Genomic DNA, 13,398 nt, shown 5'->3' with positions numbered 1-13,398 from the left:
TTTATACCTCACAAGATGTACTTGCTAGGGTGGATACGTCAAAATGCAGCAAATGAAGTTGCGATGGCAACTCTGGATTACAATACTGGTGATTATAATTTTAGTGGAAGTTATGAAGGAGATGACTTTAATATAGCTGATGGAGGATTCGATTATAGCCCTAAATTTCAAAAGATTGAAGTGGAAGTAAGACCAGATGGAGAAGACGGAATATATGTGACAATAAAAGGTAATGGCAATGTGTTAATCGATAATTTTTACTACAAACATTCGTTTAAAACCTATGGAGATGGTAAAGTAGTAAACAATGAATATGAAGATTATCAATACAATTATAATTCAAGTATTCCAGATAGAGTTAATATTGGTTTTGCTGCTACTACAATGAATAATCATACTCAAAAAACCATTATTAGAAATGTAAAAGTATCGCCTATAGATGATAAGGAAGATGGAGATGAAGAATTTACATTGCAAGAGAGTAATGAGGAGATGTGTGTGAGTGATTCTGAAAACAGTGATGGAGCAAGAATAGAATTTGAATTGGCAGATAGTAAAGATTATGATTTAGAGAACGATACTTTTGAATTTACAGACGAGTCTGGTAATTATTTAGGAGATTCATCTTATCATCAGTCAGATGTCGGTAAATGGGAATACAATTCTTATTATAACGAAGTTACTTTAACTATATCTAACAAGTATTTCAAACCAGGAGAGGAGGCTAAAGTGTACTATACCGTAGAAGGGGATAATAAAAGCAATGGAAAGAGAGGAAAGTCCCGTCCTACAGCTATCACAGTAAGCGGTATAGCTTGTGGAGCAATAGCTAATCCGCATATTAGAGCGAAGAATGAAAATGAAGAGTATTTGCCTTAAATGACAATGGAGTAAGATAGAAAGGAAGCTTTTAAGCTTCCTTTTTTTATATAGTTATGCTTGCTGATATAGAAAATGTATTGATTTTACTAGGTTATAATCTACTTTTATTTGGCTTGAAATATTGTTTTTACAAGAGAATACTTAACTTTGGAATCAACTTGAAATTTTAAAGAATAGGTATTATGAATTATATATTATTTGATGGCGAAGTAAGAGGGAATTTATTGCCTTTTACATATACTCGTCCAGTAGCTGATATCCGAGTTGGTATTTTGACAATTCGCGAAAAATGGGAGAAGTTCTTAGGATATACCACTACAACTATTACAGAGGATTATTTAGCTGATAAATATCCTATGGTTGAGGTTGAGAATAATATAATGATTAATGCAGCATACCTACCTAATGAGGTAATCGTTGAAATGATTAAGAATCTCGAGCCCAAACAAGCGATTGTTTTAGAGGAGGATATTATTGCTTTCTATACACAAGATTCTCAAGAAGATGTAGATTTTGATGAATATGAGATTATTCCTTTTGAATCTGACCTACTGAAGATAGAGCATAAGTGGGATATCTTTTTAAAGAATGACGAGGCTATACGTGCTGATTTTGAGTTGTTGACGGAAGATAGAATATCAGAGGTAATTCCTAAATCTGTAAATGTAATTGCTCCTGAAAATATTTTCATAGAAGAAGGTGCGAAATTGGAGTTTGTAACTTTGAATGCATCCACTGGTCCTATTTATATCGGAAAAGATACGGAGATTATGGAAGGGTCTATTATTCGAGGACCTTTTGCATTGTGTGAAGGAGCACAGGTAAAGATGGGAGCAAAGATATATGGAGCTACTACGGTTGGACCACAATGTAGAGTAGGGGGAGAAGTAAGTAATTCTGTGATGTTCGGTTATTCTAATAAAGGGCATGACGGTTTCCTTGGTAACTCTGTTTTAGGAGAATGGTGTAATTTAGGTGCAGATACGAATAACTCAAATCTAAAGAATAACTACGCTCCTGTAAAATTGTGGAATATCGAAGAAGGAGCTTATGAGAATACAGGGCTTCAGTTTTGTGGTCTAATGATGGGAGATCACAGCAAAAGTGGAATTAACACCATGTTTAATACCGGTACAGTAGTAGGTGTTTCAAGTAGTATTTTTGGCGGAGGATTTCCAAAAACGTACTTGCCAAACTTTACTTGGGGAGGTGTTGAACACAGTGAACTTTACGATGTAGACAAAGCGATTGGCACCATGAAAATAGTTATGGAAAGAAGACATATTGAGTTAACAGCAGTGGATGAAGAAATAATTAGACATATTTTTAATGAAACTCAATTAGACAGGTTTGAGCATCATTTAAAAAAGTAATACTATCTAAAAGCTAATCTTTACCGGTTAGCTTTTTTTTGTCCTTCTTAACTGTTATTCAGGGCGGTAGTAATATAGAAGTATTGAGATAGAAATTGCCTTAACCAAGAGAATTAGAAGGAAGGCATTTCTAACGATCGCAACTTAAACTATTGATACTTTTTCTAAAGTAGATATGAAAAAACGCAATTTAAATATAAGCTTTAATTAATAGTAAGAGACAGGTCTTGGTCTGTCGTAATTAAAGTTTGGCAAATCTAAGTTGTACTGTCTCGAATTAGCAAAGAATACTGGTTTACCAGAATCAGGCATCGTAGGGTAATAAACTAACGAAAGGGCAATACTACTGAATACCAAATAGTCGTTATTGGCAACTAAACCAATACTAATACGCGAATAAAATTTAGGATCTAAGAATCTCTCTTTTTCATACCCCATAAAAGCACCTTCGAAATTTAAGAAAGGGTTTATACGAAATCCCTTCCATTCATAAGGAGCATAAGATTGCCATTGATATCCGAGAGATAGCCTTCTCGTTCCCAGTATTTTTTGAGCCCTGATACCTTGAATGACATCTTCAAGTTTTAATCGATCTCCTGTGTGATCTATACGGTGATATCCCATGACAAATTGAGGCATGATAAAATGCCTAAAACGCCAATTGCCCCACACAAATAATTTAGTGAAATAGGAAGCGTCAATACGTAAAGCTCCTTGTTCTCCCCGACTACCATGGAAGTAACTACCCCATTCTAAATTTGTGGCAAAATACCCTAAGTTGGTATATCCTCCAATTGCAAATTTAGCACCGAAATAGGATCGTCTCTTTTGGTACTGATCTTTCATCCCTGCGGTTAAAGCAAATGTTTTCCCTACTTGAACGTCTTCAATCCGGTCATAGCTAAAGATAAACCTATCTTGTACGTAATTAATTGAACTCAAACTTATGGAAGCCAAATAGGTGCGCTGATCTCCATAAAAACCTAAGGGATCATAGACGTAATCTGGTGTTTTCAGAAAGTGTTGTTGGATAAATCGAACAGATGTTCGTAAATTCGTAATTACAGGCTTGTCTTTGTAGCTTTTGAAAAGCGGAATCGAATAACCTGCCCAATAGTCAAATGTATTGGACTTGACAGATTCAAGCTTGTATTTCATATCCATGTCTGGTAGAGAATCTCTCCTAAATATTTGAGAGACAGTTACCCCTCCTGCCCATTTCGTATAAGGCGAATAAAATGGTCGATCTACAGCAAGTACTTTTACATAATTTCCCCATAAATCGGAATCATATAAAATATTTGCTCTTACGAATGTATTCTGAATATTGTTAACTCTATAATTAAAATAGAAAGCGTCTTTATCTTCTTTTAGTCTTGTTTTATACTGTAAACTTACATCGTGACCAAAACCTCCAAAGTTTCGATCTGTTACCTTAAATCTTGCGGTAGAAGTAGATATAGAACCAGAAGGGTAAATACTCCAAGAATCTAATTCCCTTACTAATACATCAACAGAATCAGGAGAACTTGTTGGGATTGGATAAATTGTCACTGCCCTTACAAATCGCTGCGTACGAAGTAAACGCTCACTCTCGCGAACTTTTAGAGAATCGAATACCTCGCCCTCTTTAAACATCAGGAAGTTGTTAATGGTAAAGCGCTTTGTTTTTAAGTGCATTTTATTTCCAAAGTGCTCTAAGTTTGAGGTTGGTTTCTTTGCTGTATCAGTTGTAGAATAGCCAAAAGGATCTAATGATGTAATTCGGATGTTTCGAATGACTTTTCCATGCCCGAGTTCCAAGTGTTGGTTTGTCTTAATTTCGGGTGCTCTTGAGGTCAGTCTTTTGTTGTTTTTATAGATTAACTTATTGATAAACCTTCCAAATTTTGTCTTTTTATTATTTGTCTCAAGATTTGGAAATATTCGAGTTGTATCTGGAACAAAGGCATGACTATCTAATTCTTTAGGATAGAATATCTTAATTGACTTAATACTATCTTTTTCTGCTATACTCTTTTCTTGGGCAAAAGAGGTAACAGTCAGTGATAGTAAAAAAAATATAATTAGATAGTTGCGCATTTATACTAATAGTAAAATCAAGGTTAATACATAAACGTTAAAATTAAGTGTTTATTTCCAAATCTTTGATATAATCTTCGTGTTCATAAAAGAAGATTTCAAATTGAGTCATATTATTTGAAAAGAAATCAAAGATTTGATCCCAAGTATTCTTATTGTTAATTGACACCCCGTGCAATTCAACCCAAATGCGGCTAATTAGTTTGCCATTTTCCAAATAAAAGTTTCTTTCAAAAATAGCTTCTGGAAGGTAGTCTTCTAATAGAATAGTCTTCAAAGACTCTATTTTTTCATAGTATATTTTGCGTTTTTCTTCATCTTTATTTTCTATATCCAGTAGAACAAATGCTTTTTTGTTGTCACAGTAGAACTTAAAAGAAAAGTCTTTAATCTTCGTGTTGTGCAATAGCCATTTTCTCGGATAAGTTTCTGCAAATTGTATCCAGAATTCTCTTTTGATTCTTTGTGCTTCTTCTTTACTAAACATAAATAAAAATTGTAATTTTAAATATTGAAATATTGTTAGGAGCAAACTTATGACATTTGATTCTTTTTTGCATAAAATACAGGAAATTAAAAACACTTTACCTTTAGGTGTAGAAGCACAAGCACTAATGGTACCCAAAGAAAGGATACCTTATCTGTATGCTGAAGACTTTTTAGAACATCATCCTAAGCGTTCAGCAGTGATGATGTTGTTGTTTCCTAAAGGGGAAGAGATTTCTCTTTTGTTAATTGAACGTGCAACATATAAAGGGGTTCACTCTGGTCAAGTTGCTTTTCCTGGAGGTAAATATGAGGACAGCGATTTAAACCTTGAGCGTACAGCTCTTAGGGAAACGATGGAAGAGGTGGGGATTTTACCTAAAGATATTGAAGTCATCAAGCCTTTTACAACTGTCTATATCCCTCCAAGTAATTTTATTGTTCAACCCTATCTGGGGATTGTCAAGGATACTCCAAGAATTATTCCTTCTGTCGATGAGGTAGCCAATACTATAGCTATACCTTTGCACGCACTATTAGATGATACTCTGATCCAACAAGTACCGATGACTACCAGTTATGCTCAATCTATTTCAGTACCTGCTTATGTGTATGAAGGATATCAAATTTGGGGTGCTACAGCTATGATGATTAGTGAGCTAAAGGAAACGCTTAAATTGGTGTTTTAGCCATTTATTACTTATTTAAGAAAAGAAAGTGAAAGTTTTTAGTATTTATGTGGTAAATTTGTCACTTGCTTTAATGAGAGTGTAATATGGGATTATTTAAAAGAAATCCATTTGGACATATATTGTTCTTAAAGAAATGGATTATTAGAGTTTTTGGTTTTGCAACACATCAGCGTTTTAGAGGATTTAATGATTTGCAAATCGAAGGGTCTGAAATATTGCGAAACTTACCTAATCGTCAGGTTTTATTTATATCTAATCACCAAACGTATTTTGCGGATGTAGTAGCAATGTTTCACGTATTCAATGCCAGCTTAAAAGGTAGAGAGAACTCGATTAAGAATATCATGTATATCTGGAAGCCCAAGTTAAACTTGTATTATGTAGCGGCATCAGAGACGATGAAGGCGGGTCTTCTACCTCGTATAATGGCTTATGTAGGGGCAATTACGGTAGATAGAACTTGGAGAAGTCAAGGAGTAGAATTAGAAGAGAAAAGAGCGGTTAATCAAGATCAAGTTGAAAATATTAAAGTAGCGTTAGACGATGGATGGGTAATTACCTTTCCACAAGGGACTACCAAATCTTTTAAACCTATTCGCAAAGGAACTGCTCATATTATTAAGAATTATAAGCCCATTGTAGTACCTATTGTCATAGACGGTTTTAGACGTTCTTTTGACAAAAAGGGATTACACCTTAAGAAAAAAGGTATTCTTCAATCTATGGTGATTAAAGAACCTCTTGAGGTGGATTACGAAAACGATTCAATTGAGGATATCGTTGAAAAAATCGAAATGGCAATTGAACAACACCCGTCTTTTCTTAAAGTTATTCCAGAGGAGTTTATTGAAGCTGAAAGGGAACTAAACAAAAAGCGTACTTACGATTATTATAACAAAAAGGATGAACAGTAGTTCATCCTTTTTTTTGTTTATCTGCATTATAATTTGATAACTGCTTTCATGAATTTTTCAACTTCTTCGGAGTCATAATCTACTCCGCCAACTATGCGTTGTACTAAGTTTCCTTTTTTGTCGAAAATTAATGTCGTTGGTACTGAATTGCCCAAATAGTTTGGCGAAACAGCTCCTCCTGGGATGTAAACGGGTAAGTTATACTGTTTTCTATCCATAAAGGACTGTGCTTTATTGTGGTCCCCATCTACGTCAATCATGATAAAAGCAATGTCTTCTTTTTTGAATTTCTCTTTTAATGATTGTATAGAAGGCATTTCTTTGATGCATGGAGGGCACCAAGTCGCCCAAAAATTTACAAATAATACTTTGCCCTTAAGTGAGCTCAACTTGATTTTATTCCCATCAGCATCTACAATTGTAATGTCTGTTGTTGCAGTATTTAAAGGTGTTGTGTCTTTTGGATTGTTGGCAATTGCAAGAGTTGATAGCAATAAAAATGCTGTTGCAATGGCTAATTTACTTGTGTTTTTTAAGAACTCTTTCATGAGATTTTACTTTATATTTTAGTTTGTAATGGATGCTTTGGCATTCTACCAAAGTAATTTTTGCTTAAAATAAAGTGAAATCAAAGTCTGAAATTCTGTAGTCGTATGTATATCGAAGTTTTATACTTAGTTGTATTTCGGTTTAGGTATTTGCTGGTAAATGCCTTGAAGAACTTGAAAGGAAGTGTACTACTAAAGTAATCATTCTCGTTGTCTAAAATCGCAACGGGAATAGCAATCTTTAGTTTTGCTATAGAAATGATGTTCTTCTCTACGCTTTGGTTTTGGCATTCCTGCCCCAGGGTCGTTTTACAATTGCTATTTAACTTGTGTTTATTTGGTTTAGCCGTTTGTTCAATATTTGAGTTATGCTTGTCAAATATTGAATTTATAGTGGCTTGAATGCTGCATGAAGACAATAGCGTTAACAATAGGATAAGCGTAGTTATACTATTTTTCCAAAATGAAGGGATACTATTTTTTTTCTTTGCCATCATAACAGAACAAACTTAATAGTTTTTGTGGTAGGTTCAAATCTTGTTGTGAAAATTATTAGAAACTAATTCTATTGGATAGTCCTGTTTTGTTAGGATGTTTCTTTACATCATATAAGATTAGCCATGTGAAGTTTGTTAATCAAAAAGAGAGACAGATATTGACATATAAAAGAAAAATAATATCTTTATAAAGTTAAAGTAAAGGTTATTAATAATTAGTTTTTTGAAAGTGGAATAGATTTTGAGAATTTATATAAACAATTAAAACAAAACTAATTATGCGAAAAGGTTTTTTATTAGCTATCAGTATCGTAGGGTTGCTTACCTTACAAAGCTGTAACAATGACGATGTGAATGTAGAACCTATTCCTGTAGGTATATTAACTACAGTAAATGGCTATACGGATTCTAATAACGTGAAGTTTCACGTTGATGGAAGGTATATACAAGATATTTATAATCCGGTATTGGAATATAAGATGTTTAGTTATGCGAACTTGTTCCCAGGGGATAGAAAAATTGGCGTAAGCGAGGCTAAAGGTGAAATAGCAAGTGAAACTCACTTGATTGAAAAGTTTAGATTCTATACCTCGTTTGTTGGAGGAACGAAAGAACAACCTGTATTCTTTACAGCCAATGACCGTATAGATGGACTTACTGAGGCTGATGTGGAAGGAAAGAGTGGTGTGCGCTTTTTTAATTTAAGTGCTGATGATTTGACTATCTCTTTACAATTTGACGATAACGCGATTGCAGATGAATTTAAAGATAGAAAAACGGATTCAAAGGAAACTGTTGGAACCTATCAAAAATTCAGTTTGGTAGAGGCAAAAAAATACTCATTAAAAGTACTTAATAAGTCTAATGAGGTTTTGGCTCAAAGAGATAATATTACTTTAAACAATAAAGGTTTCTATTCAATAGTTTTTATTGGAAATGAAGCAAACACTGCTAAACCTTACTATATTGGAGTAGTAAGTCAGAATGTAAATTAAGCAATAACAGTAATTGTAAATAAAACAAAGGAGAAACTTCGAGAGGAGTTTCTCCTTTGTTTTATAGCAATTTTAAAAGATTGAATTTTTATAATTGTAGTATCTTTAGCCCTATAATTAATTTAGAAAAAGTTACTTAGTTTTTTATGGGGCAAAAGGAGAATAGGTTAGATGATGTTAAGGCTTTATACGATCAGTTGAAATTCACTGAGGAAATAAATGAGGCAAAAGAGGAAGACCGCGTTGAAATTTACAATAAAAATCAAGAGTTATCTGAACATATAGTGAATATCTTAGAAGAAGTTTTGAATGAGGAACCACTTGATAAGGATGCATTGTTTTGGAAGATAAAGATTTATAATGGACCACACTTCGAAGATACTTCCTTAATGCTTTCTATTTGTGAAGAGATTGTAGAGAAGTTGAAAGAGGACAAGAAAGCTGTGATGTCTGCTTATGATTGGATGGCGTGGATCTACGACAATAAATTAGAACTAAAAGAAAAAGCAATTGAAGTACTACACGATAAGTTGATCGAAGTTTCTTTGATTGAGGATGATTATTCGTTGAGAGATAGAGAGTTTGGTGAGACTTACTATATGATAGCATTTCTATATCGAGAGTTAGAAGATTTTGACACTGCTATATCATTTTATAAATTATCACATGAGCATTTTCCCGATCACTATTATGCAAGTTATCAAGGTGGAAGGCTGCTATTGGAAAGAGAGTGTTTTGATGAAGCATTTCCTTTCTTAAAGGCCTATACCGATTTTCACGGCAATGAATACACGGTTACCTATGCGAAAGAAATAGAAGCATTTCACAATGAGGGAAAATTAGCAAACCATTGGAATCTCATTCTATTAATGTATAGCATTGGATTATCTCGACCTACAGAGTTCGGAGCAAAGAACGTGAAGGAGTATGGGATGAAGTATTTACCTCTGATAGAGGAGGAACTTGAAAAGAATAGCTCTAATAATTTTGCAATGCGCATGAAAGCATTGCACTATATTTATGTAGAAAAGAATACCAAGAAAGCATTTGAGTCCTTGGAGCATAATTATAAGTCATTACAAGCTATTAAAGGACCTTTGTACTTTACATTTTACGAACTGGGAGCAAAGTTAGATATTGATGTAGAAAAGTTTGATTATCCATTTGAGTTGAATGGTTTTTATGGGTATAACTTGATGACGCGATTTTTAGAACAAGCAGGAGAGTATCGAGGAGAAGGAGAAAAAGAGAAGGCCTTGAAATACTATCAAATCGCCCAAAAAATTGGTTTGAATATATACGATCAGGTCGAGGATTATTTTACTAAAGGAATAGGAGATAAGGCTAATAATAATGCACATGGTTTTGCTATGATATGCAATAATCTGGGAATTGTTATTCGCAATGTAGGTGAGTTGTCTGATGAACAAGACTATACAAAAGATATTTATAAAAAGGCAATCGAGCTCCACAAGAAAGGTTATGAGTATTCTCCCTTTTGGGAAAATATGGAAAGTGGTATTCGCATGGCAACTTTAGTAAAGGATTATGAATCTGTTGATTTCTTTGCAAAAGAGCTCTTAACGTTTCACAGTCCTTATTCAGAAGGTTGGATGTCGGTTAAAGGGACGATGATGAAGAATTTGATTCTCGCTAATGAATATGAAAAAGCCTTAGAGTTCTATTCTGAAATAAAAGATGACTTTGAAAAGCAAAAAATAGAGGATGAAGACATAGTAGGGGAAATGATCTATTTGGCTGCAGAGTTTTTTACTTACATTAGATTTAAGCGAGAAGATTATTTAAGTACAATCGCTTTTACAGAAGACTTTTTTAGCAATCCAGTTTATTTTGAATTGAGAGAGGATTTAGCTAATATTAACTATTGGTTTAGTTTAGCTTGGTGTTATCATGGTTTGGAAAATAGGGATGAAGCTGCAAAGTATTTTACACTTATGATTGACAACTTTGAGGGGGGAGAATATCAATCGTCTATCGATGAAATTCCTAATGAGTATAGATTGGGTAAGATAGAGCGAAACGCCTTTGAAAGGTTAGATTGCTTTTGGAAGCGAGATTGCAATTCTACGGATGAATACCCTCTAAAGGATTACAGGGAGGATTATATCACTTATTTCGAGCGTATTCGCGAAGAAATAATGCAAGGGCAGCATATTACAGTCGAAAAATGGATTAGTGACAATATTCATTTGAAAGTTGAAGGAAGGCACCAAAGAGAAAATTCGTCAGAGATTATATTTGAGAGCTTGTTTGATTTTTACTTTCAAGAGCAAAATATAACTATTCGCTTTAATCTCGATGAACGAGAGGAAGTGATTCGTTCTTTCTTCGGTTTAAAGTCCAAGAAGGAATGGACAAAATTGTTTGAGGTATATTTTTATCATTATTCAGAAGGTGAAAGCACCTCAAACGACGCCATAGCTTATCACAAAGAGAAGAAAGAGTTTCAACTCTTAGCACAAGAACTTTGGAACGATATGGTTCGCAAGATTTCTAATTAATTTTTAATAGACAAAGGTTTTGTAAGTATTTCGCTACAAAACCTTTTTTTGTGTCTAAAAATATCATCTCTTGTCTTCTCAAATTTTTCTTAGCCTGCTGTTAATGTCTATAAGGCAGTGTATATTACTTTTTCTAAGTTGACTGAAAAAATTAGCACATGAGAGAATAACTCGAATATGCAACTTGCTCTGTGGCAACTCATTTTTCGATGTAGGTAAGTGCTATATGAGAAAAGAATAAAAGAAATGGGATTAATGCTCTTAAAGCATTCATATATACCTATCTAAAGTACACTACTCCTTTATTATCACTTAACTGAACTTCTGAACTCGATGGCAAAGTAGGTAGATTTTTAAAAGCAAATCTGAATGTCTTATTAGAGGGCTTTTCTTGCACTTCTTAGGGGGTTGCTGGACGTTTTCTTGGGGTTTCCTTGCCCAAAAGCGTGCTTTTGTCGAAGAAAGGTGCAAGAAAGGTGCAAGAAAACCTTAAGCAACACCCTATTAGTTTGATACAAAACTACAGTTGTATTGTTTCTCAATTTTGTGATGCGATTGTTTTTTGAAGTCCTTATAGCGGAGGATAAAAACGTCAGTAGATTACTTTCTATTCGTTTATGCAATTTACCTCAGGGAGTATATTTGTTAAACTATTTGACTTTTGCTGTACCTGTAACAGGATTAAAAGTAATTTGTTGTATCATTTTATTGGTTGAAACATTAATTCTTATGCATAGTAGATCTATAAATATTCTGTTAGAAAAAAAATTTATACAGAAAAGATACTTTTTGCTAAAACTTTAGTTTTATTGTTAAAAGTAAGTTTTATGAGATGTTTTTTGTGTAATATGATTCCATAAGTTATTTAAAAGGCTTAAATAGTTGTTTGTAGATATGCTCAAAACGAGATTTTTTAAATAGAATTGAATCTCTTTTTGTGACTCTTTTTACGGTTCTTTGTCTTAATAGTAACAATATCATAGCGAGTATTAGATAAAATATTTATTGGTAAAAATGATTTTTGTCATGTTTTGTTATTATACTTGATAAAATATGACGTTTTAAAGGGTTGTAAATCTTATGGAATCATCTTTTTAATGTTAAATAGTGTGATTTGAGGTTTTGAAAAGGAAGTAATGTTGTAATTTCTTTAAATTATTTTTATAAATTATATAATTTAAGTGTTTATTGTATGACTTTATGTGTTGATATGTTTTTTTAATGTAAAAATTAGTTATCGGTATTAAATTGTCTTTTAAAATAGAATATAAGTAATAATTTTGCAATGCTTTAGAATAAAATAGAAATATGCGAATATTTTTATTTTTTGTCCCCACAATAATAGAGCAAACTTCATACAGCAATTCTGCTGCGTTTGGTTACGTAATTTATTTACGGTGGGTTGATATGCTTCTAAGGCAAAGTATTAATCACTAACGGGCGCATGGATTTAATTCATAAAATAGAGGTATTATTGGTTAAGCTGTTTAGCTTTAAGAACGTAGTCCATATTTTGGCTATAGGATCGTTGATTCAATTAATGTGTTCTTTCATAAGTATTGAAATTAATGTAGTTTACATCTTATTGCCAATTTTGTTTTTATACGTTAAGTATGAAAAAGCTGCTTTGTTTGATAATCCAAAGGAGATTGTATTGCATTTTGTAGGTGCAGTATCTATTTTATGCGGACAGTTCTTATTTGAAACACTTTTTATTAATCTGTTAGAACTGGTATATGTGACTATTTATATGTACTGGATTTACGTAAACTCGAACAAGTATCAAAGTGAATTCAAATATCATGTTGAGGTCAATTTTATTGCTATCTATGCCTTGTTTTTAACAATGAATGCTTTGGTATCAAGTGTTTATGCTATATCAAAGTTCTTTCAGTATAAATTGTACTTTCAAGAGTCATTTATTTTGATAGGGATTTCTTTTTTTGCTTCTGTATTTTGTATTGTGACGCTTTTTATACATGAAAAAGACAATGTTCATACATCTGAAATATCGTCTTGGAATGATTGTTGCTTAGAGGAAGAAGCTGTAAAAGTTGAGTACAAACAAAGTGAATTAGAAAAGAGAATCCGCATTGAAAATTTTTTTGATCACAATAATGGGTATTTAGATGCAAAATTTTCATTAGAAGATTTGGCTAAGTCACTCGATATGACAAAGAATGAGGTCTCGGATTTTTTAAATCAATATATGCAAGTTAGTTTTTATCAGTTAGTAGCCAAGTATCGCGTGGAATATGCAAAAGAGTTGCTGATTGATACCAATAATTTGACTATTGAAGCGATTGTTGAAGCATCTGGCTTCAACTCAAAATCGTCTTTCAATAAATATTTTAAATTTTTTGTGGGATGTACACCTTCAGCATATAGAAACTTATTAATGGATTAA

At 33.0% G+C, this 13,398-nt stretch carries 10 protein-coding genes and 1 pseudogene; 7 read left to right on the top strand and 4 right to left on the bottom strand.

Going from position 1 to position 13,398, the window contains the following annotated elements; all coding sequences use genetic code 11:
* A pseudogene (locus GJV76_RS12695) lies at nt 1-879 on the top strand (hypothetical protein); the annotation flags it as partial.
* Between the two features lie 185 nt (nt 880-1,064).
* Nucleotides 1,065-2,255: a GlmU family protein gene (locus GJV76_RS12690; protein WP_155092986.1), complete on the top strand. Its 1,191-nt coding sequence runs from the start codon at nt 1,065-1,067 to the stop codon at nt 2,253-2,255.
* Between the two features lie 207 nt (nt 2,256-2,462).
* On the opposite strand, the gene GJV76_RS12685 is transcribed toward GJV76_RS12690, so the two are convergent.
* Both GJV76_RS12685 and GJV76_RS12680 read right to left on the bottom strand, forming a co-directional pair.
* Nucleotides 2,463-4,337 carry a BamA/TamA family outer membrane protein gene (locus GJV76_RS12685; protein WP_155092985.1) on the bottom strand — a complete coding sequence of 625 codons (1,875 nt, stop codon included), beginning with the start codon at nt 4,335-4,337 and terminating at the stop codon, nt 2,463-2,465.
* Between the two features lie 43 nt (nt 4,338-4,380).
* Nucleotides 4,381-4,824: a DUF4268 domain-containing protein gene (locus GJV76_RS12680; protein WP_155092984.1), complete on the bottom strand. Its 444-nt coding sequence runs from the start codon at nt 4,822-4,824 to the stop codon at nt 4,381-4,383.
* A 49-nt stretch (nt 4,825-4,873) separates the two neighbouring features.
* Here GJV76_RS12680 and GJV76_RS12675 point away from each other — a divergent pair, with 49 nt between their 5' ends.
* A complete protein-coding gene (locus GJV76_RS12675) occupies nt 4,874-5,512 on the top strand; it encodes an NUDIX hydrolase (RefSeq protein ID WP_155092983.1) in 639 nt (212 codons plus the stop codon).
* Between the two features lie 86 nt (nt 5,513-5,598).
* Nucleotides 5,599-6,429 carry a lysophospholipid acyltransferase family protein gene (locus GJV76_RS12670; protein ID WP_155092982.1) on the top strand — a complete coding sequence of 277 codons (831 nt, stop codon included), beginning with the start codon at nt 5,599-5,601 and terminating at the stop codon, nt 6,427-6,429.
* Nucleotides 6,430-6,455: 26 nt separating this feature from the next.
* Here GJV76_RS12670 and GJV76_RS12665 read toward each other — a convergent pair whose 3' ends face one another.
* Nucleotides 6,456-6,977 carry a TlpA family protein disulfide reductase gene (locus GJV76_RS12665; protein WP_155092981.1) on the bottom strand — a complete coding sequence of 174 codons (522 nt, stop codon included), beginning with the start codon at nt 6,975-6,977 and terminating at the stop codon, nt 6,456-6,458.
* 80 nt (nt 6,978-7,057) lie between these two features.
* Complete coding sequence (locus GJV76_RS12660; protein WP_155092980.1) at nt 7,058-7,474, bottom strand: hypothetical protein; 417 nt, start codon at nt 7,472-7,474, stop codon at nt 7,058-7,060.
* 278 nt (nt 7,475-7,752) lie between these two features.
* Between GJV76_RS12660 and GJV76_RS12655 the strand changes: the two genes are divergently transcribed.
* The 3 genes from GJV76_RS12655 to GJV76_RS12645 all read left to right on the top strand — a co-directional run bounded on the left by GJV76_RS12655 (nt 7,753) and on the right by GJV76_RS12645 (nt 13,398).
* Complete coding sequence (locus GJV76_RS12655; protein ID WP_155092979.1) at nt 7,753-8,469, top strand: DUF4397 domain-containing protein; 717 nt, start codon at nt 7,753-7,755, stop codon at nt 8,467-8,469.
* Between the two features lie 146 nt (nt 8,470-8,615).
* A complete protein-coding gene (locus GJV76_RS12650; protein ID WP_155092978.1) occupies nt 8,616-10,991 on the top strand; it encodes a tetratricopeptide repeat protein in 2,376 nt (791 codons plus the stop codon).
* 1,444 nt (nt 10,992-12,435) lie between these two features.
* The gene (locus GJV76_RS12645; RefSeq protein WP_155092977.1) at nt 12,436-13,398 is read left to right on the top strand and encodes a helix-turn-helix domain-containing protein; all 963 of its coding nucleotides are present in this window, start codon (nt 12,436-12,438) and stop codon (nt 13,396-13,398) included.

The organism is Myroides albus (genome assembly GCF_009711045.1).
Lineage (GTDB): Bacteria > Bacteroidota > Bacteroidia > Flavobacteriales > Flavobacteriaceae > Flavobacterium > Flavobacterium album_A.
Note: the sequence above shows the minus strand (reverse complement) of the source record. Positions and strands in the feature narration are given on the sequence as shown.

What these genes read in the sequence shown, in the direction of transcription:
- GJV76_RS12655 (WP_155092979.1), top strand. Translation starts at nt 7,753, where the DNA reads ATGCGAAAAGGTTTTTTATTAGCTATCAGTATCGTAGGGTTGCTTACC.
- GJV76_RS12670 (WP_155092982.1), top strand. Translation starts at nt 5,599, where the DNA reads ATGGGATTATTTAAAAGAAATCCATTTGGACATATATTGTTCTTAAAG.
- GJV76_RS12680 (WP_155092984.1), bottom strand. Translation starts at nt 4,824, where the DNA reads ATGTTTAGTAAAGAAGAAGCACAAAGAATCAAAAGAGAATTCTGGATA.
- GJV76_RS12685 (WP_155092985.1), bottom strand. Translation starts at nt 4,337, where the DNA reads ATGCGCAACTATCTAATTATATTTTTTTTACTATCACTGACTGTTACC.
- GJV76_RS12665 (WP_155092981.1), bottom strand. Translation starts at nt 6,977, where the DNA reads ATGAAAGAGTTCTTAAAAAACACAAGTAAATTAGCCATTGCAACAGCA.
- GJV76_RS12690 (WP_155092986.1), top strand. Translation starts at nt 1,065, where the DNA reads ATGAATTATATATTATTTGATGGCGAAGTAAGAGGGAATTTATTGCCT.
- GJV76_RS12650 (WP_155092978.1), top strand. Translation starts at nt 8,616, where the DNA reads ATGGGGCAAAAGGAGAATAGGTTAGATGATGTTAAGGCTTTATACGAT.
- GJV76_RS12645 (WP_155092977.1), top strand. Translation starts at nt 12,436, where the DNA reads ATGGATTTAATTCATAAAATAGAGGTATTATTGGTTAAGCTGTTTAGC.
- GJV76_RS12675 (WP_155092983.1), top strand. Translation starts at nt 4,874, where the DNA reads ATGACATTTGATTCTTTTTTGCATAAAATACAGGAAATTAAAAACACT.
- GJV76_RS12660 (WP_155092980.1), bottom strand. Translation starts at nt 7,474, where the DNA reads ATGATGGCAAAGAAAAAAAATAGTATCCCTTCATTTTGGAAAAATAGT.